General features: G+C 63.8%; 20 protein-coding genes. 12 read left to right on the top strand and 8 right to left on the bottom strand.

All coding sequences use genetic code 11. The annotated features are described in order from the left end of the window. Positions 1-277: 277 nt before the first annotated feature. The 3 genes from FYB76_RS13585 to FYB76_RS13575 all read left to right on the top strand — a co-directional run bounded on the left by FYB76_RS13585 (position 278) and on the right by FYB76_RS13575 (position 4922). Positions 278-1669 (top strand): MFS family transporter, encoded by a 1392-nt coding sequence (locus FYB76_RS13585; RefSeq protein WP_154133961.1) that lies wholly within the window; start codon positions 278-280, stop codon positions 1667-1669. Positions 1670-1777: 108 nt separating this feature from the next. Next, a complete protein-coding gene (locus tag FYB76_RS13580) occupies positions 1778-3598 on the top strand; it encodes an ATP-binding protein (RefSeq protein ID WP_154133960.1) in 1821 nt (606 codons plus the stop codon). Then, complete coding sequence (locus FYB76_RS13575) at positions 3591-4922, top strand: sigma-54 dependent transcriptional regulator (protein WP_154133959.1); 1332 nt, start codon at positions 3591-3593, stop codon at positions 4920-4922. The genes FYB76_RS13580 and FYB76_RS13575 overlap by 8 nt, the downstream gene beginning before the upstream one ends. Before the next feature lie 140 nt (positions 4923-5062). Here the strand turns inward: FYB76_RS13575 and FYB76_RS13570 are convergent, their stop codons facing one another. Genes FYB76_RS13570 through FYB76_RS13560 form a run of 3 tightly spaced genes read right to left on the bottom strand, consistent with a single transcriptional unit; the run spans position 5063 to position 6787 of the window. Next, on the bottom strand, positions 5063-5722 hold the full coding sequence (locus FYB76_RS13570) for a DUF799 domain-containing protein (protein WP_220407319.1): 660 nt from the start codon (positions 5720-5722) through the stop codon (positions 5063-5065). After that, positions 5722-6093, bottom strand: a complete 372-nt coding sequence (locus FYB76_RS13565; RefSeq protein WP_034338340.1) for a DUF4810 domain-containing protein — start codon at positions 6091-6093, stop codon at positions 5722-5724. The genes FYB76_RS13570 and FYB76_RS13565 overlap by 1 nt, the downstream gene beginning before the upstream one ends. 25 nt (positions 6094-6118) lie before the next feature. Beyond that, positions 6119-6787: a CsgG/HfaB family protein gene (locus tag FYB76_RS13560; RefSeq protein ID WP_154133957.1), complete on the bottom strand. Its 669-nt coding sequence runs from the start codon at positions 6785-6787 to the stop codon at positions 6119-6121. Positions 6788-7086: 299 nt separating this feature from the next. On the opposite strand from FYB76_RS13560, the gene FYB76_RS13555 reads away from it, so the two are divergent. Beyond that, positions 7087-7725: a carbonic anhydrase gene (locus FYB76_RS13555; protein WP_088754882.1), complete on the top strand. Its 639-nt coding sequence runs from the start codon at positions 7087-7089 to the stop codon at positions 7723-7725. Positions 7726-8092: 367 nt separating this feature from the next. Beyond that, positions 8093-9277 (top strand): acetyl-CoA C-acyltransferase, encoded by a 1185-nt coding sequence (locus FYB76_RS13550; protein WP_088754883.1) that lies wholly within the window; start codon positions 8093-8095, stop codon positions 9275-9277. A 213-nt stretch (positions 9278-9490) separates the two neighbouring features. Here the strand turns inward: FYB76_RS13550 and FYB76_RS13545 are convergent, their stop codons facing one another. Together FYB76_RS13545 and FYB76_RS13540 are read right to left on the bottom strand one after the other, a co-directional pair. Next, positions 9491-10522: an aldo/keto reductase gene (locus FYB76_RS13545; RefSeq protein ID WP_154133956.1), complete on the bottom strand. Its 1032-nt coding sequence runs from the start codon at positions 10520-10522 to the stop codon at positions 9491-9493. Continuing rightward, positions 10519-10965 (bottom strand): MerR family transcriptional regulator, encoded by a 447-nt coding sequence (locus tag FYB76_RS13540; RefSeq protein WP_088754885.1) that lies wholly within the window; start codon positions 10963-10965, stop codon positions 10519-10521. The genes FYB76_RS13545 and FYB76_RS13540 overlap by 4 nt, the downstream gene beginning before the upstream one ends. Positions 10966-11140: 175 nt before the next feature. Between FYB76_RS13540 and FYB76_RS13535 the strand changes: the two genes are divergently transcribed. Then, on the top strand, positions 11141-11884 hold the full coding sequence (locus FYB76_RS13535) for a 2-keto-4-pentenoate hydratase (protein ID WP_088754886.1): 744 nt from the start codon (positions 11141-11143) through the stop codon (positions 11882-11884). 14 nt (positions 11885-11898) lie between these two features. On the opposite strand, the gene bla is transcribed toward FYB76_RS13535, so the two are convergent. After that, positions 11899-12798, bottom strand: a complete 900-nt coding sequence (bla, locus tag FYB76_RS13530; protein WP_088754887.1) for a class A beta-lactamase — start codon at positions 12796-12798, stop codon at positions 11899-11901. A 114-nt stretch (positions 12799-12912) separates the two neighbouring features. Between bla and FYB76_RS13525 the strand changes: the two genes are divergently transcribed. The 3 genes from FYB76_RS13525 (at position 12913) to FYB76_RS13520 (ending at position 15697) form a co-directional block, all read left to right on the top strand. Continuing rightward, a complete protein-coding gene (locus FYB76_RS13525; protein ID WP_088754888.1) occupies positions 12913-13776 on the top strand; it encodes a LysR family transcriptional regulator in 864 nt (287 codons plus the stop codon). Positions 13777-13983: 207 nt separating this feature from the next. Further along, positions 13984-14133 carry a hypothetical protein gene (locus FYB76_RS26645; RefSeq protein ID WP_008330992.1) on the top strand — a complete coding sequence of 50 codons (150 nt, stop codon included), beginning with the start codon at positions 13984-13986 and terminating at the stop codon, positions 14131-14133. Between the two features lie 322 nt (positions 14134-14455). Continuing rightward, the gene (locus FYB76_RS13520) at positions 14456-15697 is read left to right on the top strand and encodes an HD-GYP domain-containing protein (RefSeq protein ID WP_088754889.1); all 1242 of its coding nucleotides are present in this window, start codon (positions 14456-14458) and stop codon (positions 15695-15697) included. 72 nt (positions 15698-15769) lie between these two features. Here the strand turns inward: FYB76_RS13520 and FYB76_RS13515 are convergent, their stop codons facing one another. Together FYB76_RS13515 and FYB76_RS13510 are read right to left on the bottom strand one after the other, a co-directional pair. Beyond that, a complete protein-coding gene (locus tag FYB76_RS13515) occupies positions 15770-16765 on the bottom strand; it encodes a M48 family metallopeptidase (protein WP_154133954.1) in 996 nt (331 codons plus the stop codon). Positions 16766-16768: 3 nt separating this feature from the next. Continuing rightward, positions 16769-17890 (bottom strand): YjgN family protein, encoded by a 1122-nt coding sequence (locus tag FYB76_RS13510; RefSeq protein WP_154133953.1) that lies wholly within the window; start codon positions 17888-17890, stop codon positions 16769-16771. Between the two features lie 359 nt (positions 17891-18249). On the opposite strand from FYB76_RS13510, the gene FYB76_RS13505 reads away from it, so the two are divergent. From FYB76_RS13505 to FYB76_RS13495, 3 genes are all read left to right on the top strand, one after another. Then, positions 18250-19017, top strand: a complete 768-nt coding sequence (locus FYB76_RS13505; protein ID WP_154133952.1) for a dienelactone hydrolase family protein — start codon at positions 18250-18252, stop codon at positions 19015-19017. A gap of 207 nt (positions 19018-19224) precedes the next feature. Beyond that, a complete protein-coding gene (locus FYB76_RS13500; protein ID WP_034330411.1) occupies positions 19225-19947 on the top strand; it encodes a gluconate 2-dehydrogenase subunit 3 family protein in 723 nt (240 codons plus the stop codon). 2 nt (positions 19948-19949) lie between these two features. Further along, complete coding sequence (locus FYB76_RS13495) at positions 19950-21731, top strand: GMC family oxidoreductase (protein WP_088754893.1); 1782 nt, start codon at positions 19950-19952, stop codon at positions 21729-21731. The last annotated feature ends 10 nt before the right edge of the window (positions 21732-21741 follow it).

Raw genomic sequence — 21741 nt, 5'->3', positions numbered from 1 at the left:
GGCGGCTTGTTTTTCTCTGTTTTTGATAAAACCCTTTGTAATCAATGGCTTGCGATCTCATTGCCGAACTTTTCGTGCTGGCACGAAGCCTGCAATATGAAGATCAAAACAAAAAAGCAAACACGGAGACAGACACCTGATGCGCTCCCCGCATCGTCTTCACGCGCCTGGTCCCGCTGGCCTCTGCGTTATGCCTTGTTCCGGTTCAATCAAAGCAAGATGACCCGCCGCACGTCGCGTCTTTCGGACAGGCCTGCGGCCAACACAGGAGATCTCCATGAGTGTCACCCCGCAAAGCAGCGCGCCCAGCACCACCAGCACGCCCTTGAGCGCCACCGAATACCGCAAGCGCATCTTCGCCATCCTCGGCGCCTCCTCCGGCAACCTGGTGGAATGGTTCGACTTCTATGTCTATTCCTTCTGTGCGATCTACTTCGCACCGGCCTTCTTCCCCAAGGGTGACGCCACCAGCCAGTTGCTGAACACGGCCGGCGTGTTTGCCGCCGGTTTCCTGATGCGTCCCATCGGCGGCTGGCTGTTCGGCCGCATCGCCGACAAGCACGGCCGCAAGACCTCCATGCTGATCTCGGTCCTGATGATGTGCGGCGGCTCGCTGGCCGTGGCCGTGCTGCCGACCTACGCCACCATCGGTGCCTGGGCGCCGGCGCTGCTGCTGCTGGCACGCCTGTTCCAGGGCCTGTCGGTGGGCGGTGAATATGGCACCTCGGCCACCTACATGAGTGAAGTGGCGCCCAATGGCCGCCGCGGCTTCTTCGCCTCCTTCCAGTACGTGACCCTGATCGGCGGCCAGTTGCTGGCCGTGCTGGTGCTGTTCGCCATGCAGCAGTGGCTGACCAAGGCCGAGCTGATGGCCTGGGGCTGGCGCATTCCCTTCGTGCTCGGCGCGGTCGGTGCGCTGGTGGCGATGTACCTGCGCAGTTCGCTGGCCGAGACCTCTTCGGCCGGTGCCCGCAAGAAGAAGGAAGCCGGTACCCTCAAGGGCTTGCTGCAGCACAAGCGCGCCTTCCTGAACGTGGTGGGCTTCACCGCCGGCGGCTCGCTGATGTTCTACACCTTCACCACCTACATGCAGAAATACCTGGTCAACACCGCCGGCATGGATCCCAAGGTCGCCAATGGCGTCATGACCGGCGCGCTGTTCGTCTACATGATTCTGCAACCGATCTTCGGTGCCATCTCCGACAAGATCGGCCGCCGCAATTCCATGCTGTGCTTCGCCTTCTTCGGCATGGTGGGCACCTTCCCGATCCTGCATTTCCTCAAGGACGTCAGCAGCCCCGGCGTGGCCATGGCGCTGGCCATCCTGGCCTTGACCATCGTCAGCTTCTATACCTCCATCAGCGGCCTGATCAAGGCCGAGATGTTCCCGCCTGAAGTGCGTGCGCTGGGTGTGGGCCTGTCGTATGCGGTCGGTAACGCCATCTTCGGTGGTTCGGCCGAATTCGTGGCGCTGTCGCTGAAGTCGGCGGGCGTGGAATCGGCCTTCTACTGGTATGTGAGCGCACTGTGCCTGGTGGCGCTGATCATCAGCCTGCGCATGCCGGATCCGCAGCGTGACGGCCACCTCAAGGGCGATGTCGCCATGAACCCGGACGATGAACACGGCGAGGCCGATGCCGCTGCCGGCAAGCTGCACAAGCCTGCCTGATCGCCCTTTGCCCGCGCGCCGCTGCCTGCGGTGGCGCGCGGCGCGTTATCATGACGCCTCCAACGCGGCGCCCTGCGGGGCGCCGCGCTGCATTTGACCCTATCCTTCATGCGCGCGCGACGAAACCTGCTGATCCTGACCCTGTTCCTGGCCGCCACCCTGGTGGTCTGCGGGCTGACCTATCGCATCGCGCTGGGCCGGGCCGAGAGCGATCAACGCAACCAGGCCGCCGCCCAGTTGCAGATCGCGGCGCTGGACCTGGAATCGATCCTGCAGAAATATGAAGCCTTGCCCTTTGCCCTGGGCTTCCAGTCCGATGTGCGGCAGGTCTTGCAGCATCCCGAGGATGCGTTGTCGGTGGATCGCCTCAATCGCGCGTTCAAGACCATCCAGCAGCAGTCGCGCGCGGTCAATATCTTCATGCTCAACCGCCAGGGGGTGACGCTGGCTTCGAGCAACTGGGATGAAGAATTCAGTTATGTCGGCCGTGACTTCGGTTTCCGGCCTTATTTTCGCGAGGCGATCCTGGGAAGGGCAGGGCGCTTCTACGGCATCGGCAACATTTCCAGCGAACCGGGCTATTTCATCGCCCAGCCCATCTATCGCCGCCAGGACCAGGCCGAGGGCGACCTGCCCATTGGCGTGATGGTGGTCAAGGTGGACCTGGCCGAGTTCGAACATACCTGGCGCAGCAGCAGCGATCCGATCACGCTCACCGATGCCGGCGGGGTGGTGTTCCTCAGCAACCGGCCCGAATGGAAGTACCACAGCCTGCAAGCCCTGAGCGCGCCGGTGCAGCGCGAGCTGGAAGGCACGCATCAATATGCGGACCTGCCCATCACGCCGGTCTCGACCTTGCCGCCGGCCCTGCAGCGCGGCTTCGGCACCCACGTGTCACGGCCGGTAGGGCGGCTGGGATGGCAGTTGATGCTGTTCCCCTCGCAGGCGCGCATGCAGCGTTCAGCCATGCTCTCGGCGATGGCGGCCGCGCTCTTCATGGTGGCGCTGGCCATTTCGCTGCTGGCCTGGTACCAGCACCGGCGTCGCCTGCAGGAACGGCTGGCGTCGCGCAACGCCTTGCGCCGCGCCGCCGAGGAACTGGAGCAGAAAATCGCCCAGCGCACCGAAGAACTGACCGCCGCCAACCAGGCCATCGCCGCCAAGTACGCCAAACTGCAGCAGACCGAGAGCCTGTTGCGCACCACCCAGGATGAACTGGTGCAGGCCGGCAAGCTGGCCATGCTGGGCCAGATGGCGGCCGGGATGACGCATGAACTGAACCAGCCGCTGGCGGCCATTCGCGCCTTCGCCGACAACTCGGTGAAGTTTCTGGCACGCGGGCAGGCGGCGCAGGTGGCCGAAAACCTGGAACACATCAGCCATGCCAGTGCCAGCATGGGCAAGATCATCGGCCAACTGAAGGGCTTTGCCCGCAAGAGTGGTGAAGCGGTGGCGGCGGTCGACCTGCGCCAGGCGGTGGAGGCTTCGGTACGGCTGCTCTCCAGCGACTTCGAAAAGCAGGGTGTGGAAGCCCGCATCACCATGCCTGGGCCAGTACATGTGACCGGTGATGCGGTGCGTACCGAACAGGTCATCGTCAATCTCTTGCGCAATGCGCTCGATGCGGTGGAAGAGGCGCCGCAGCAGTGCGTCTGCGTGGTGCTGGAGGTCGATGCAGAGCGTCAGCAGGCGGTGCTGCGCATCCGGGACTCCGGTGCGGGCATCGCCGATGAGGTGGCGCCGCACCTGTTCGAGCCCTTCTTCACGACCAAGTCGTCGAGCAAGGGACTGGGCCTGGGGTTGGCGATATCCTCGTCCATCGTCCAGGCCATGAATGGCCAGTTGAGCGCACATAATCATGAGCAGGGCGGCGCTGAATTCGTGGTGCGCCTGCCGCTGTTGAAGACGGAGAATGGATCTGATGGATAAACCCGCCGCTACCCCCAGCGCCTTGCTGATCGAAGATGAACAAGCGGTCCGCCGCGCCACGGCCCAGGCCCTGGAGCTGGAAGGTTTTACGGTGACCGCCTGCGCCAGTGCCGAAGAGGCCATGCCGCTGCTGAACCGGGATTTCCCTGGCGTTCTGGTGACCGACGTGCGTCTGCCGGGCTGGTCGGGTTTGCAGGTGCTGGCCCATGTCATGCGCATCGATCCGGATCTGCCGGTGATCGTGGTCACCGGCCATGGCGACGTCAGCATGGCGGTCGAGGCCATGCGCGCGGGCGCCTACGATTTCGTGGAGAAGCCGTTCGGCTCGGACAGCCTGCTGGAGATCGCCTTGCGGGCCCAGGAAAAGCGCAGCCTGGTGCTGGAAAACCGCCGCCTGCGCGAAGCCTGGGCGCATGATCCCGAGCTGCCGCCGCTGGTGGGCCAGTCGCCGGCCATCGAGCGCGTCCGTACCCTGATCCGCAGCCTGGGGCCGGCCGATGTGGATGTGCTGATCAACGGGCAGACCGGCAGCGGCAAGGAAGTGGTGGCGCGCCAACTGCACGCTGCCAGCGGCCGCAAGGGGCCGTTCGTGGCCCTGAACTGCGGGGCCTTGCCGGAGACGGTCTTCGAGAGCGAGATCTTCGGCCATGAAGCGGGTGCCTTCACCGGCGCCCAGAAGCGCCGCATCGGCAAGCTGGAATATGCGAACGGCGGTACGCTTTTCCTTGATGAAATCGAAAGCATGCCGCTGGCCCTGCAGGTCAAGCTGTTGCGCGTGCTGCAGGAGCGGCGCCTGGAACGGCTGGGCGGAAATGAATCGGTCGCCATCGATTGCCGCGTGGTGGCGGCCAGCAAGGCTGACCTGCTCAAGCTGTCGGCCGAAGGACAATTCCGCGAAGACCTGTATTACCGCATCGGCGTGGTCTCCATCGACCTGCCTGCCCTGAACCAGCGCAGCAGCGATATCCCGCTGTTGCTGGCGCATTTCTGCCAGGCGGCATCGATACGCTACCGGCGCGAGCCGCCGCCGTGGACGGCGGCCCAGATGCAGCAGTGGCAGCAACGTGAATGGCCGGGCAATGTGCGCGAACTGCGCAATTTTGCGGATCGCTGGGTGCTGGGCGTGGAGCAGATCACTGCCGCCGGTGCGCCGGTATCCCTGTCGCAGTCCCTTCCTGAACAGGTAGAACAGTTCGAGGCAGGCCTGATTGCAGCCGCTTTGAAGGACAGTGAAGGCAGCGTCGCTCAGGCAGCCGACCGGCTGGGCATTCCGAAGAAGACGCTCTACGACAAGATCCGCAAATATCAGTTGGCCGGCGCTTGAGGGCCTGGCTGCATGTGCGTGTGCTTTCCTCAGGCGAGCCTGTGCGCAGATGAAAAGAAAACGCCGCTGCGGTGATGATCCGCAGCGGCGTTGAGCGATTCAGCAGCGCTTGCACGGGCAAGCACTGCAAGCGGTCCTGCTCAGTCCTTCTGGTATTGCGGCGAACGCGGACCGTACAGCAAGCCGTTGTTGCCACCGGCACGCAGCAGGCGATTGCTGGTGACGCTGGCCATCTTGTAGCTGGCGTCGGTGGTGGTGCTGATGATCTGGTTGACCACGGCCGAGAGCAGTACGCCCAGCAGGCCATTGTTCTGGTTCTGGCGCTGTTCTGCGTCGGAGGCGCGCGCCGAACCCTGCCACAGGGTCTTGCCCGAGCGCAGGTCGACCAGCTTGGCGTCGGCAGCGACGACCGTATCGCTCTGGATCACCTTGTAGGAAGTGCCATAGTCGGTCACGTTGATGTACAGCGCGGCGTCGGCACCGAAAATGTCACGCAGCTTCTTGACCGGCACCTCGTGGATGTCAGCCGCGTTGGCCAAGCCGTTCTGCTTGAAGGTCTCGCTGGCCAGCGAGACCGGGATCACGTAGTAGCCCGATTCGGCCAGCGGCAGCGTGGCCTGCGCCAGCATGCCGTAGGGGGCGATGACTTCGGAAGAACTGTTCATCGGCGGCAGGACCAGGATCGAGGCCGGACGCGCCGCCTTGAACTCGGCATAGTCATACGGCTTTTGCTGGGTAGCGCAGCCCGAAGCCAGCAGCGCCAGCAGCACGGCGCCCAGCGCCTTGAATTTGTTCAGCATCATTTGCTCAATCCCTTCTTGTAGTTGCGCATCAGGAAGTCCATGTAAGGTGCCGATTCCGGAAACAGCGTCTTCTCGGTCTGCAGCTCCTGGATCAGCTGGTCTTCCTTGCCGATGGAGGCGTACAGCATGCCCAGGTGGGCATGGTAGCCGGGGGGCACGGCGTCGTTGTTGGCGCGCATCTTCTGCAGGTTCTCTTCAAGCGCGGCGATCTCGGCGGCATTGCCGTTGCCTTCGGTCTTGAAGTGTTCGTACAGCTGGTCCTGGTAATTGCCCCAGCCATAGAGGGATTTCTGCTGGTGATTGGCGCAGCCGGAAAGGGCCAGCGCCAGGCCGAGGGCGAACCCGGCAGCGAGTTTCTTGTTCATCATGGTCGGTCTCGTTCGTGAAGGGGGATCAGGGCTTCCATGCACCGGAATCGATACCGGCAACGAGGTTCTGCACGGCTTCACGGATGGCCAGGTCGAGCACCTTGCCATTGAGCGTGGAGTCATAGCTGGCGGTACCGCCGAAACCGACGATCTCACGGTTGTCCAGGCTGTATTCACCCGCGCCTTGCGACGAGTACACCACCTGCGAGGTGTTCACATCCACGATGTTCAGGGCTACCTTGGCATAGGCCACCTGCGACTTGCCGCGTCCGAGGATGCCGAACAGCTGGCGGTCGCCGGTTTCCTTGCGGCCGAACTCGGTGACATCGCCGGTGACGACGTAATTGGCGCCCTTGAGGGACTGGGCCTGCTTGTTCAGCTTGGCTTCCTGGGCCAGCTCGCCCATGTTGTCGCGGTCCATGACCGAGAAGCGATTGCTCTGCTGCAGATGCGTGATCAGGATGGTCTTGGCCTGGCCGCCCAGGCGGTCCACGCCATCCGAGAAGATGCCGCGCAGATAGCTGGAACGGTTGTCGAACTTGCCGACGGCGATGGGACTGCGCGGCCCCTGATACGGCTGCTGCGCACTGGCCACCTGGGCTACTGGCAGACTGCGTGAATTTTCCGTGGCGCATCCCCCCAGCGCCGTGACCATGGCGACCGCAGCCACGGCTGTGACATACCTGCTAAACATAGTTGTTTCCCCGAATTGTTGATGTCGACAAGGGCAACCCAAATGCCCTTCGATCGATGCTGACGCTCTCGAAAGTGCCGTGCCTTGCGCACTGGAAAGTTTCGAGACGGCAATTTTATCAGTCGACAAGAGTTTAAGCGGTAGAAAAATCGCTATTTCTTGATGAAATTTAACGCGGAGCGGTCATTCGTTATTACGCTTATAACGACCTGCCGCCGGTCAGCCTGTTTGCTGGTGGTATCATCCGCCTCACCGGACGCTTGGCGTCCCTCTTCATCAAGAATCAAGGCCTTCCCCTCATGCGCGACATCATCAACGGCTTCCTGCGTTTCCAGCAGGACGTCTTTCCTTCCCGTAAAGAACTGTTCAAGAGCCTGGCCAACGGCCAGACGCCCACGACCCTGTTCATCTCCTGTTCCGACAGCCGCATGGTGCCCGAGCTGGTGACCCAGCGCGAACCGGGCGACCTGTTCGTCATCCGCAATGCGGGCAACATCGTGCCTTCCTTCGGCCCCGAGCCGGGCGGCGTGAGCGCCACGGTGGAATATGCGGTAGCCCAGCTGAAGGTGTCGGACATCGTCATTTGCGGCCACTCCGATTGCGGCGCCATGACGGCGGTGGCCACCTGCGCCTGCCTGGACCACATGCCGGCCGTGCGCAACTGGCTGCACCACACCGATGCGGCGCGCATGATCAACGAAACGCGCCATCATGAAACCGAAAAGGACCGCATCGATGGCATGGTGCGCGAGAACGTGATTGCGCAACTGAACAACATCCGCACCCATCCTTCGGTCGCGGTGGCCCTGGCGCAGGGCCGGCTGGCACTGCATGGCTGGGTCTATGACATCGAGAGTGGCTCCATCCTGGCGCACGACACGGCCACCAATACCTTCGTGCCGCTGGCGCAGCATCCGGCGGCCCGCAGCGACGATTGATCCACATGGTTCACATCGCGCGCCCCTGAGGCGCAGCGGTCAAGCGTCCGACCTCCCCAGCCCCGCCTGAAATACCTCGCCCGAGCGCTTGCCTGCCCCCTGGGGGGCAATGGCAAGCCGAAGGGCGCAGCAGCATTCCTTTTCCCCTCCGACAGATGCCACGGGCGCAACGTCTTGCCGCCGATGCGCAGGGCGTTCTCGCTGGCACCGGGAAAGCGGCCCCCGGCGACCGCAAAACTACGAGATGCGAAGCACCCGCCTGGGTGATACGATACCCTTACTTGCATTATGAAAGTTAACTGTCGACTGCCGGTCCAGCGGTCGATTGCCCCTGATGATTGTCATTTTTTGAAGAAAGAGTCCGGTCATGCAACAGGAAATCGTGATTTGTTCGCCGCTGCGCACCGCCATTGGCAGTTTCAACGGCAGCCTGAAGGACGTACCTGCCGTCGCCTTGGGCGCGCACGCCATCGGTGCCGTCTTGCAGCAGACCCGCATCGCGCCCGAGCGAGTGGATGCGGTCATCATGGGCAACGTGATCCAGGCCGGCAACGCCATGAATCCGGCGCGCCAGGCTGCCATCAAGGGTGGTCTGCCGGTCGAGACGCCGGCCATGGCGATCAATCGCGTCTGCGGTTCGGGCGCGCAGGCGGTGGTCTCGGCGCTGGCCGAGATCAGGGCGGGATTGGCCAGCGTGGTCATCGCCGGCGGCATGGAGAACATGGAGCGCGCCCCGTACCTGCTGCCCGGCGCGCGTGCCGGCATGCGCATGGGCGATGGTGCCGTGATCGATGCCATCCTCAGCGATGGTCTCAACGATGCCTTCTCCGGCAAGCATTCCGGCTGGCATACCGAAGACCTGGCCACGCAATTCGGCCTGAGCCGTGACCAGCAGGACAGCTATGCGGTACAAAGCCAGCAGCGATTCGCGGCGGCCCAGCGCAGCGGTTTCTTCGCGCGCGAGATTGTGCCGCTCACCTTGGCCGGCAAGGGTGGCGAGCGCCGCTTCGACCAGGATGAGTCGGTGCGGCCGGATACCACCGTGGAATCGCTGGCACGCCTCAAACCGGCCTTCCGCAAGGACGGCAGCATCACGGCCGGCAATGCGCCGGGCATCAATGCGGCGGCGGCCGCGATGATCGTCTGTACCCGCCAGACGGCCGATGAGCTGGGCCTGCAAGCCCTGGTCGCCGTGCGTTCGGCCGGGGTGTCGGGCGTGGAACCGGGCATGTTCGGTCTCGGTCCGGTGCCGGCGATCCGCCAGGCGCTGGGACGTGCCCAATGGACGCTCGGGCAAGTGGATCGCTTCGAGATCAACGAGGCCTTCGCCGCCATTGCGCTGGCAGTCCAGCGCGAGCTTGCCATCCCCGGCGAGCGCCTCAACATCGATGGCGGCGCGATTGCCCACGGGCACCCGATCGGCGCCACCGGTGCCATCCTCATCACCAAGGCGGCGCATGCCCTGCAGCGTACTGGCCAGCGGCGCGCGGTGGTTTCGCTGTGCATCGGCGGGGGCCAGGGCATCGCCTTGTGCCTGGAAGCCTTGCACTGACCGGCGGCCGGCTCGGGTGCTTTGCTCACCCGAGCCCCGCATGCGCGAATCCCTGGCCACTGCCATTTTCCGAATAGCGGCGCCCCCGCCGGGCGCTTGCCCATTGCGACAGCGATGAATCCCCGGCTTGCTCGAACCAGCGTGCGGGGGAGGGCATTTTCCGGGACCAGCGCGACCATGCATCTGCCCTCGTATCCCGGGCAGTTCAGCGATTCAGCGGTTCAGCGTAGCCATGCCGACCTCGGCGTATCGCTCGCCCGCTGCCGCCCCGCGCGGGAAGACCGTATCCAGGGCCAGCAGGTCTGCGGAAGAAAGCTTCACTGAGAATGCGCCCGCGTTTTCTTCCAGGTAGCGGCGGCGTTTGGTGCCGGGGATGGGCACGATGTGCGGGTCCTGCGCCATCACCCAGGCCAGTGCCAGCTGGCTGGGCGTGCAGCCGTGATGGGCTGCCATTTTCTTCACTTCTTCCACCAGCCGCAGGTTGCGGGCGAAATTCTCGCCCTGGAAGCGCGGATTGGTGCGCCGGAAATCATCCTCGGCCAGATCCTCGAAGCGCTGCAGCGCGCCGGTCAGGAAACCCCGGCCCAGCGGGCTGTAGGCCACGAAGCCGATGCCCAGTGCGCGGCAGGTGGCCAGCACATCGGCTTCCGGATCGCGGGTCCACAGGGAATATTCGCTCTGCAGTGCCGTCACCGGATGCACCCGGTGGGCCCGTTCCAGCGTCGCCGACGAGGCCTCGGACAAGCCGATGTAGCGGATCTTGCCAGCGTCGACCAGGTCGGCCAGCACGCCCATGGTGGCCTCGATGGGCGTATTCGGGTCGATGCGGTGCTGGTAGTAGAGGTCGATGGTCTCGATGCCCAGGCGCTTGAGGCTGCCTTCGACCGCCTGGCGGATGTAGGCCGGGCTGCCGTCCACGCCGCGTGCGGTCGGATTGCCTGGGTCACGCCGGATGCCGAACTTGGTGGCGATGAAGAATTTGTCGCGGCGGCCCCGGATGGCGCGGCCGATCAGTTCTTCATTGGTGTAGGGGCCATACATGTCGGCCGTGTCGAGCAGGTTGATGCCCAGCTCCAGGGCGCGGTCAATGGTGGCCAGCGATTCGGCGTCGTCGCGCTGCGCGTAGAAATCGCTCATGCCCATGCAGCCCAGGCCGATGGCCGAGACCAGCGGGCCGTTGCTGCCCAGGCGGCGGGTGCCGACGTGCGAATCCGGTTGCAGGTGGGTGGTGAGGGGTTCGGTCATGGTGCCATCCTTTCGGGGGTGGGAGGCGTGGGCGCGCTGTTGCGTGGTGCACGGGCACCCGCAGCGCGAGCCGCTTGCTCCAGTTCGTCGTACAGGACCAGCTTGCGCTGCAGGACTGCCAGGTTCTCCTGCAGCTCGGCCAGGGTGTGTTGGACGCAAAGCGTATGCGCTTGCAGCATGGCCTTGCGTTCAATGACGCTTTCCAGGGTATTGCCCTCGCGGCGCAGCTCGGCATAGTGCAGCATGGCACGCACCGGCAGGCCGGTCGCCTTGAGCTTCTTCAGGAAGTCGATCCAGTTCAGGTCTTCCTGGGTGTAGCGGCGATGGCGGTTGTCACGCCGTTCCACCGGATCGAGCAGGCCGATGCGTTCGTAGTAACGCAGGGTATGCACCGACAAGCCAGTGGCTTCGGCCGCTTGGGCAATGGTCAGGGAAGTGGTCATGGCAGCCAGTCTAGAAGTTGGAGTGCGCTCTAAGTCAAGCGCTGCCTGCCATTATCGGCGCCTGTGTGGGAGTGCGCTGGTGCAGGCGAGTTCATTGTCGCGCTGCAGGTGGGCGAGCGGCGATCGAGCCAGTACAATGCGCGCTGCCAATATTTTCGTCCCGGAGATTTTCCGCATGCACATCGATGCCGCCACACAACTTCTGCTCGATGCCCGCCACAGCGGCCTGGCGCTGGACTGGCGCCGCCTGGCCGTAGGCGACGCCGACACCGCCTATGCCGTGCAGGATGCGCAATTGCGCCGCCTCGGCCCGGTCGGCGGTTGGAAAGTCGGCAGCAAGGGCGATGGCAGCCTGCCCGGTTGTGCGCCCTTGCCCGCCTCGGGCGTGGTGGCGTCGGGGGCCGAACTGCATGGTCCTCAATGGCGCATGCGGGGCCTGGAAGTGGAGTTGGCATTGCGGGTGGGGCGGGACTACGATCCCGGCCAGCAGGTGCCGGATGAAGCGGCGCTGCGCACGGTCTTCGATGCCATCCTGCCGGCCATCGAAGTGGTGGAGACACGCCTGGGTCATCCCCCGTGCACCAATCCCTGGGCCGGCATGGCCGACCTGCAAAGCCATGGCGCCTTGATCATCGGGACTGCGCAGCCGCTGCCGGCCACGCTCTCGCTGCGCCAGGTCGCCGCCAGCCTGCACATCGACGGCCAGGAAATTACGCGCACCCTGGGCGGCAATCCGGCTGACCTGTGGCCCATGCTGGGCTGGCTGGCGCTGCATTGCGCGCGCCGCGGCCAGCCCTGGCGACAGGGGCAGGTCATCACCACCGGCTCCTGCACCGGCCTGCAACTGGCGCGAGCAGGGCGGCAGATCGAGGCTGCGCTGGAGGGAATCGGTGCCGTCTCGTTCAGCTTTGCAGGCTAAGCCCCAGCCACTGCCTAGGCCATGAGCTGGCCGATCAGGCGGCCGACTTCCGCATGCACCGCATCGCGCCGCGCATCGGTGGCGGCGTTTTCGGTGAGATAGACCGCAAACAGCAGCGGCGCCCCCTTGTCTGTCCACACCACGCCCACATCGTTGGCCGTGCCCAAACGCCCCGTCCCCGTCTTGTCGCCGACCTTCCAGTTCTTGGGAAGACCGGCGCGCACGCGCTTGTCCCCGGTCTGGTTGGCCACCAGCCATTGGGTCAGCTGCTGGCGTGAGGCCGGCGTGAGCGCGTTGCCCAGCACCAGCTGGCGCAGGTCGGCCGTCATCGCGGCCGGGGTCGTGGTGTCGCGCGGATCGCCCGGCGTGGCCTCGTTGAGCGTGGGCTCATTGCGATCCAGGCGGGTCAGCTCGTCGCCCAGTGTGCGGATATAGCGTGTCAGTCCGGCGGGGCCGTCCATGCTGGCCAGCATCAGGTTGGCGGCCGTGTTGTCCGACAGGGTGACCGCTGCCTCGCACAACTGCGCCACCGACAAGCCTTCGCCACCGGTGTGCTTGCCCGTGGTGGGCGAGTAGGGGACCAGGTCCTGCTGGCGATAGACGATGCGGCGCTCCAGCTGCTCCCGGCCTTGATCCACACGGCGCAGCACCGCCGCAGCCGCCAGGAACTTGAAGGTACTGCACATGGGGAAACGCTCATCGGCGCGATAGCCCCAGTGACGTCCGCCGGCGGTATCCACCAGGGATACCCCGAGACGCCCGCCGATATCGGCTTCCAGTCGCGACAGGGGGGCGGTCAGTGTGGATGAGTCCTCAGTTTTACTTGTCCTGGTGCTATCGGCTGCCCAGCTGCGGCTGATCAGCCCGGCGCCGGCCAGCGCCGCCAGGGACAGGAAATGGCGTCTTCCGGTCATGCTTTCTCCTCGATGAATGGTGACAACAGGGCTGCATGATAGGCAGTAGCCGATGCGGCCACAATTCACGATAATTGGATGCAAGCCCAAGAAAAACTGATGCCTGGAGTCTCCGTGTACCTGCCCCTGAATGCCTTGCGCGCCTTCGAAGTTTCGGCCCGCCATCTCTCCTTCACACGCGCCGCCGAGGAATTGAGCGTGACCCAGACCGCCGTGAGCATGCAGGTCAAGAACCTGGAGCAGCGCCTGGGGGTGGCGCTGTTCCGACGCCTGCCGCGCGGCCTGGCCCTCACCGATGAAGGGCTGGCGCTGCTGCCGGTGGTGGCGCAATCCTTCGGACGCATCGCCGATGTACTGGCCCAGTTCGAAGATGGCCGCCGCCGCGAGGTGCTTACCGTGGGCGTCGTCGGGACATTCGCGGTGGGCTGGCTGATGCCGCGCCTGCGTGAATTCCAGCAGCAGCATCCGTTCGTGGACCTGCGCCTGCTCACCAACAACAACCGGGTCGACCTGGCCGGTGAGGGTCTGGATTATGCGATCCGTTTTGGCGATGGTGCATGGCATGGCACCGAGGCTGAACGTCTGTTCGATACACCCCTGGCGCCGATGTGTGCACCCGACATCGCCGCGCGCCTGCGCACGCCGGCCGACCTGGGGGCGGAGACGCTGCTGCGTTCCTATCGCAGCGATGAATGGCGCCGCTGGTTTGCAGCGGCCGGCCTGCCTTGTCCGCCATTGCGCGGTTTCGTGTTCGATTCCTCCCTGGCACTGGCCGAGGCCGCTGCACAGGAGGCCGGTGTGGCCCTGCTGCCGGTGATGATGTTCGAGCGCGAACTGCGGCAGGGACGCCTGGCCTGCCCCTTCAACCAGCGTATCGTGCTGGGGGCCTACTGGCTCACGCGCTTGAAGTCGCGCCCGCAAACCGCTGCCATGGCGGCTTTCCGGGCATGGCTGAAGGTGCAGGCGGACTGCACGTAGGTGTGGCTGAAGTGATGATTACGCGCAACAAGCACAGCGATGTCAGAGAAATCCTGATAGACGTCCGGCCTGCATGCACATAGAATAAATGATATAAACAATTTATACGGTTCGTGCCGGCCGTGTGAATCGAGACCATGGACAGAGCGGCACTGTCAGAGCGTCTTCGGATGCCTGCCATCAGTCAACAGTGAAAGGGGGTAAGTCATGCGCTACTTCGCACAACTCTATCGCAAGCTGGTCGATTTCCTCAATGACTCCAGTGAGCTCGATACCGGATCGCACCGCGGTGCGCCGCATTGCTGCAGCCTGTATTCGGGCTTGTCGAGCATGTCGCAGGATGAGCAGCGTCACTGAGGTCCCGGGTCACTGACCCGTCAAGCCTGCATCAACTGCCAACCCGGGCCGCGCCAGCGCCCCGGGTTTTTCTTTGCCCGGCCGTGCGCCCTGGCGTGCCAGGCGTTTGGACCGCGCCATCCCTGCATGACTACCGATTCCATCGTGGGGCGTCGGATTATGCGGTTTTGTTAATGAGTGTGATCAGGAATTTCCTGCTAATCAGCCGGGCGAAGTTGTTATACAGTCGGAGTGTCGGGTAATACGCTCCCGCAGCTGTCCCTGCGGAAAGTTGCGAGCAGCAAGCGGGGCATCCCGCAGAAGCAACTTCTCTCAGGCTCAGATGACACAACTCAAAAAAATCAGCGTCAACGAATTGGCCGTGGGCATGTATTTTTCAGGCTTCGACGGCCCATGGATCGAGAACCCCTTTTGGCGCAGCAAATTCCTGATCGAACACGCGGCCGATGTGAGCCGCGCGCGCAGTGCCGGCTTCGAGTTCTGCTGGATCGACATCTCGCTGGGCCGCGATGTCATTGCCGCCAGCCAGGTCGAAGAAGGCGTTGAGCCGGTTGCCGTGGCACCGGCGGCTCCCATCACCCCCGAGGAAGAATACCGCCAAGAACTGGGTGAAGCCTTGCGGCTCTACGAGAGCGCCAAGGAGTCGACCCAGCTGATGTTCAAGCAAGCCCGCCTGGGCAAGACCCTGGACGTCGAACGATGCCAGGACCTGGTGGAGGAAATCGCTGCCTCCGTCACCCGCAATTCGAATGCCCTGCTCAGCATCATCCGCTTGAAGCGTGCCGATGAATATACCTACCTGCACTCGATTGCGGTGTGCACCATGATGGTGGCGCTGGCGCGCACGCTGGGCATGGACAACACCGCCTGCAAGGAAGCCGGCCTGGCCGGCTACCTGCATGATGTGGGCAAGGCCTTCATTCCGCTGGAGGTGCTCAACAAGCCCGGCAAGCTGACCGACCAGGAATTCCGCATCATCCAGCGCCACCCGGTACTGGGCTACGAATACCTCAGCGGCTTTGCCGGCGTGCCCGACTATGTGCTGGACGTCTGCCTGCACCACCATGAGAAGATCGATGGCAGCGGCTACCCGGGGCGCCAGCAGGGCAACCAGATCGACCTGTATTCCCGCATGGCGGCAGTGTGCGACGTGTATGACGCCATCACCTCCGATCGCAGCTACAAGACCGCCTGGGACCCGGCCGAATCGCTGGCCCGGATGGCCAGCTGGAACGGGCACTTCGACCGTCCCATCTTCCTGACCTTCGTCAAGACGCTGGGCATCTATCCCATCGGCTCCATCGTCAAGCTGCGCTCGGGCCGTACCGCCCTGGTCATCCGCCAGAACCACAAGGACCTGACCAAGCCGGTCGTCAAAGCCTTCACCACCACGCTGTCGATCGAGGCGCTGGAGAGCGAGATCATCGACCTTTCTTCACCTGACCAGGAGGATGTCATCAGCGAGCGCAGCGGACAGGACTGGATTCGCAGCAACGGACTGGTGCTCGATTCGCTCAAGGCGCTGGTGGAGGGCAGTGACAGCGCGGGCGTCCCGGCACCATAGCCGCACGCTTGATGAAGGACCAGCAACCCGGTGCGCGCGAGCGCCCGGGGTTTTTGTTGTCAATGAAGATCCTCAGCGAGCGCCGAGGATGTGCGCGATGCGTTCCTCATTGGCCGGATGGCTGGAGAGGTAGCGCGCAGCCGGACTGTCTTTGCCCTTGCCCATGTCTTCCAGCTTCTCGAACACCAGCGCCAGCTTCTGGCGTGGCAGTCCATTGGCCTTGAACATGGCGATGGCGTAATCATCGGCCTCGCGTTCGATGTCGCGCGAATACTTCAGGTCCAGCAAGACCGTCGGGATGTTGGCCAGCACCGCCGAGACATCGCCAAAAAGCAGCGTGGCCGCAGCCGCAATGGCCGAACTCTGGATCAGGCGCCGCATCAGGTGGCGCCGGTGCACATGGCCCAGTTCATGGGCCAGCACGCCCATGAGGGCATCATCGTCGTCCAGCAACTGCACGATGTCATCCGTGACCACGATCTGCCCCGAAGGCAGGGCGAAGGCGTTGGGGCCGATGCGGCTCTTGCGGAACACGAGCTGGAAGTCGGGCACATCGGCCAGCGGTGTGGCCAGGGCGCGAAAGCGCGACGTGATGGCGCGGGCGCGCTGGTCGTCGAGCTGGCTGGGGGCCAGCACGTGCTGGTCAAGGAAATCCAGCGTACCTTGCCCCACCTGGCGATCCACCGAGACCGGGAGCAGGGCGGTGATGCCTTGCGCGGCCAGTGGCAGCAGGTACAGGTAGCTCAGTACCACCACCGCAACCAGCGCAGCGCAGGCCGCCAGTGCATGGCGCCAGCTTTGCTGCAGCCTCACCACCAGTGAATCACGGTGGCCAGTCTCGCGCAGCAAGCTGCTGAAGGCCGCCGCATCAATGATTTCCAGATAGGCCCCGTCAGGGAAGCTGACCTTGCGCGCTGCCCGGTTCAGGCGCTCGGATACGCGCAGCTGGGCAATCGGGCAATCGCGCTCGACCTCGCCGCGCACCTGGGCCACGCCATCGGTGACGCTCAGCGTCACCAGATGACACCTTGAGGTCTTGCCGTCGTAGTAGGAAGCCGAGACCGTCATGGCTTACATCGAGAGATCGAAGTCGAGCAGGTCGCCCAGGCCTTCGCCGGTGGCCGAGCCGGGCGACTCGCTGGAAGCGATGAAGTCATCCAGGCTGCCCGCCGGCAGCAGCGTGACCGACTCGATGCGGTAACGCATCATGCGGATCTGCGCGAAGGGGGTGAACAGGCCCAACGTGAACGCAATGCCCAGCACGTTGGTGAGCAGGATGATGGCGGTGCGGCCCCAGCGCATGCGGCTCTCGAAGCGATGCTCGCCCAGGCGGGTGTTGTTCCACACCAGGTTCTGCAGCAGCGTGAGCCACAGCGGAATGATCAGGAAGGACCAGGCGTAGAGCGCCAATATCATCAGCCCGAACGCGGCGATCGAGCCCGCGCCCGACTGCATTGACTGGAACATTGCCACGCCACCGAAGCCGATGACGATGAGTACCGAGCCGGCGATCCAGCCGCCGATACCGGCCGCGAAGGCCAGGTAGAACGCGCCCACCGAACCGTGGAAGGAGAAGTGGGTGGCACCGAAGCGCGCCTCATTGTGCTGGAAGCGCTTGAAGCGCTGCGCCGCCATCGGCATCAGCAGGCCCACGCTGATGCCCGCGATCATGGGCCACAGCAGGAAGTTCTTGAAGGCGCCGCCGAAGCTGCCGCGAAAACCGAAACGGATGCCGCGATAGCTGGTGTTGTAGAGCTTGAACTGCAGGCTGCGCCAGATCAGCCAGGGGCTGGCCAGCATCAGGGCCAGCGCGGCGATGACGCCCAGCAGGATGTTGATGGAGCCGGCCACGTGGTAGGCCACCAGCAATACGACGGCCAGGATGCGTCCCTTGAGGATGGCGATGGGATTGCCGTGATAGTCGAAGCTGGCGCCGGCCACCGAGGTGTTGTCGTAGAAGTAGCGCAGCCGGCGCACCTTGGCCCAGGCCGAATAGATGCCCAGGGTGACGACGGAGAGCAGCAGGTTGACGATCCAGATGCGGAAATATTCGGAACCGCGACCGCTGAAGGAAAACGCCTGCGGTGCACTGTGGTCGGCCGAATCCCGCAGGACGGTGGCGAAATTGCTTCCGGCAGCCGGAATCGAAGGGGAGGGCTCAGGGGAGTCGGACAGGTCAGGATGATCGTTCATGGAAGCTCTTGTGTTGGTCGTTGTTAGGAAGAGGTCTGCCGATGGGGTCGGGCAAGAATCCATTGCTCGCAAGTAAAAGTCAAGTTGCCGCTTATCACCATGCGGCTTGTATGGGTTTTGTATGGATGGGCCTCGCATTTATTCGAGGTTCACTGGTCTGACCTCCTGCAGAAATGCACTGTTTGTGCGAACATTGCTGCCCACATGCGGTCAAGAAAAAGGCATGGCTGAGCTGGAAACGGCGCAGTTCTGCCGGATTGATGACCCGTATTGTTCATTTTCTGTTCGCGCCAAACACAAGTTTCCTGAACGCCGCCCGGCCTCCACCCGGGCGGCGTTTGCCAACCAAAGGAGCCTCCATGTCCACGTCCTGGAACACCGCCGCCATTGCCGAGAAGTTCGGCATCCCCGCCACCGAGCTCGGCATCGAGACCATCGCCCACAGCGCCGATGGCATCGATTACGAAAGCGTCCTGCTCTACAACAAGGCACAGCCGCCGGTGTCAGGCGTATTGACCGTCCCCAACTACTTCGGTCTGCGCCAGCAGGCGCTGGAAATCGCCGCCACCACCATCGGTGCCGGCCATGCCATCCTGGTGGCCGACGTGTTCGGCAAGACCCTGCGCCCGACCAATCCGGACCAAGCCCTGGCAGCCATCATCCCGCTGAAGCAGGATCGCGCCGAACTGCGCAAGCGCATGCACGGCGTGCTCAAGGTCTTGCGCGAGCAGACCTTCGTCAAGCTCGACGCCGGCAAGCTGGGCGCCAGCGGTTTCTGCTTCGGTGGCACCGCTGCGCTGGAACTGGCGCGTGATGGTGCCGATGTGCGCGGCACGGTCTCGCTGCACGGCGCGCTCGATACCCCGGCCCCGGGCGAGAGCAAGGTCAAGGGCGCGGTCCTGGTGCTGCACGGCGTGCAGGACCCGTCGGTGCCGCGCGATCAGGTCAATGGCTTCATCGACGAGATGAGCGCCCTCAAGGTCGACTGGCAACTGGTCAACTATGGCCAGGCCGGCCACTCCTTCACCGATCCGGATGCCAACCATCCCGGCTTCTTCTACCACCGCCAGACGGCCGAGCGTGCGGCCGCAGCACTGCAGGCCTTCTTCGGCGAAGTGCTGGCATGACGGCGGCCGGCAGGGCAGGAAGGCTTGCCCTGCCGGGCTGATTTTCACCCCTGCGCGGCGGTGCCCGCAGCTGCTGCGCAGGGAGCTTCACCACAACAACAAGAGACGGCGTCCATCCGGCACGCAGGGGTGCGTTCATTCACCTTTTGCGTTTCGCGCCAGCGTCCAGCCATTCCCTCGTCAAAAATCCACGTCCAAAGGATACTCATGTCACAAGATAAAGAGCCCAGGCGGCGCTTCCTGCGCCAGGTGTTGGCCATCGTCCCAGCCGCGACCACGCTAGGCGGCGCCACCACCGTAGCGGTCAGCCAGCCGGCAATGGCCGACAGCAGCGAGCCGGGCAAGCCCCGCGCCTACACACCGACCTACTTCACTGCGCCCGAATGGGCCTTCCTCAACGCCGCCGTCGATCACCTCATTCCCTCGGACCAGTACGGTGCCGGCGCGCTGGAAACCGGCGTACCCGAGTTCATCGACCGCCAGATGGAAACGCCCTATGGCGCCGGCAAGCTGTGGTACATGCAAGGCCCCTTCCATCCGGACAGCGTGCCCGAACTGGGCTACCAGCTCTCGCTGGTCCCGCGCGACATCTACCGCCAGGGCATCGCCGCCTGCAATGACTGGTGCAGCAAGAACCACGGCAAGGTCTTCGCCGAACTCGACAAGGCCAAGCAGCTCGACGTGCTCAAGATGATGGAAGGCGGCAAGATCGCTTTCGATACCGTGCCCGCCAAGACCTTCTTCAGCTTCATGCTGGGCAACACCAAGGAGGGCTATTTCGCCGATCCGATGTACGGCGGCAACCAGAAGATGGGCGGCTGGAAGATGGTCGGTTTCCCCGGTGCACGCGCCGATTACGCCGACTGGGTGGACCAGTACAACGTCAAGTATCCATACGGCCCTGTGTCGATTCTGGGAGAGAAGGGCTGATCATGGCTATCAAAAAAGACAAAGTGGATGTAGTGATGGTGGGCCTGGGCTGGACCGGCTCGATCATGGGCATGGAGCTCACCGAAGCCGGCCTGAACGTACTGGCGCTGGAGCGTGGCGACATGCGTGACACCAACACCGACACGCCGTATCCGAAGGCGGTCGATGAACTGAAATACTCGGTGCGCGGCGCGCTGTTCCAGGACCTCTCGCGCGAGACCGTGACGATTCGTCATACGCTCTCCGACGTGGCCGTGCCTTACCGCCAGCATGGTTCCTTCCTGCTGGGCGATGGCGTGGGCGGTGCCGGTTTCCACTGGAACGGCATGATGTACCGCAACCTGCCCGAAGAGCTGGAAATGCGCACGCACCACGAGCAGAAATACGGCAAGAAATTCATTCCCGAGGACATGACCATCCAGGACCATGGCGTGACCTACAAGGAACTGGAACCCTTCTACGATTTCTCGGAAAAGGTCATGGCGGTTTCCGGCAAGGCCGGCAATCTCAAGGGCAAGATCGTCGCCGGCGGCAATCCCCTGGAAGGCGAGCGCAGCGATGAATTCCCGACCCCGCCGCTGCAATACCAGTACAGCGCCTCGCTGGTCGAGAAGGCCATGCGCGATGTCGGCTACCATCCCTATCCGGCACCTGCGGCCAATGCCTCGCAGCCCTTCACCAATCCGTATGGCGTGCGCATCGGTCCCTGCAACTACTGCGGCTTCTGTGAAAACTACGGCTGCTACATGTATTCCAAGGCGTCGCCGCAGACCACCATCCTGCCGGTGCTCCTGAAGCGCAAGAACTTCGAGGTGCGCACCAAGGCCCAGGTCATCAAGGTCAACCTGGATGCCTCCGGCAAGCGTGCCACCGGCGTCACCTACATCGACGCCCAGGGTCGCGAAGTCGAGCAGCCGGCCGACCTGGTCCTGCTGACCGCCTTCCAGACCCACAATGTGCGCCTGCTGCTGCTCTCGGGCATCGGCAAGCCCTATGACCCGGTGACTGGTGAAGGTGTGGTGGGCAAGAACTTCGCCTACCAGTACAACGGCGGCATCAACGTGGTCATGCCCAAGGGCACGCAGTTCAATCCCTTCATCGGCACCGGTGCCGGTGGCGTGGGCATGGACGACCTCAACGCCGACCAGTTCGACCACGGTCCGCTGGGCTTCATCGGCGGTGCCTCGATTCGCCACGTGCGCTATGGCGGCCGTCCCATCAAGCAGGCCGGCACCATGCCGGGCGAGAAGGTCCCCAGCTGGGGTTCCGAGTGGAAGGCCAGCGTGCAGGATGCCTACCAGCGCACGCTCACCATCGGCATGTCCGGTTCGGTGATGGCCTATCGCGATTGCTACCTGTCGCTGGATCCGACCTACAAGGATGCCAATGGCCAGCCGCTTTTGCGCATGACCCTGAACTGGAAGGAGAACGAAGGCAAGATGCTGACCTACATCGCCGGCCAGATGGAGAAGGTCGGCCAGGCCATGAATCCGGAGAAGGTCGTCAAGGCCGTGCGCAAGACCGGATCATCCTGGGATACGCGGGTCTATCAATCGACCCACCTGACCGGAGGCGCCATCATGGGCACGACGCCCAAGAACAGCGTGGTCAACAAGTACCTGCAAAGCTGGGATGTGCCCAACGTGTTCGTCTACGGCGCTTGCGCCTTCCCGCAGAACATGGGCTACAACCCGACCGGGCTGGTCACGGCGCTGGCGTATCACTCCGCCAAGGCCATCCGTGAGCAGTATCTGAAAAACCCCGGCCCGCTGGTGCAGGCATAAGGATGACGAC

Source organism: Herbaspirillum sp. CAH-3 (genome assembly GCF_009668275.1).
Taxonomy (GTDB): domain Bacteria; phylum Pseudomonadota; class Gammaproteobacteria; order Burkholderiales; family Burkholderiaceae_D; genus Herbaspirillum; species Herbaspirillum aquaticum.
The sequence above is the reverse complement of the archived record's forward strand: the minus strand, read 5'-3'. Positions and strand labels throughout refer to the sequence as shown.